Below are 223 nucleotides of genomic sequence, written 5' to 3'. Positions count from 1 at the left end.
TAAAAAGAGCTTTTTATCAAAGCTCTTTTTAAAAGTTCATATTTGCAAATGGATCAGCCGAATCTTTTTTATTTTCAGCTTCATCTTCACTGGAATCCTCTTTTTTTTCTGTCTCAAAATCAGCAAATGGATCTGATGATGATTCTTCAACTGTATTCAAATGTTTTTCAACCATTTCTTCTACAGCAAGTTTTTCTGTTTCCTTAATCACTTCTTCAACAAC

Annotated in this window: 1 protein-coding gene; it reads right to left on the bottom strand. The window is 30.9% G+C overall.

From position 1 onward, the window contains the following. Positions 1-28: 28 nt before the first annotated feature. The coding region (locus MR107_RS30985) for a hypothetical protein (RefSeq protein ID WP_242293221.1) at positions 29-223 on the bottom strand (195 nt) is incomplete at its 5' end.

Source organism: Bacillus cereus group sp. BfR-BA-01441, from assembly GCF_022663075.1.
GTDB classification, from domain to species: domain Bacteria; phylum Bacillota; class Bacilli; order Bacillales; family Bacillaceae_G; genus Bacillus_A; species Bacillus_A cereus.
The sequence above is the reverse complement of the archived record's forward strand: the minus strand, read 5'-3'. Positions and strand labels throughout refer to the sequence as shown.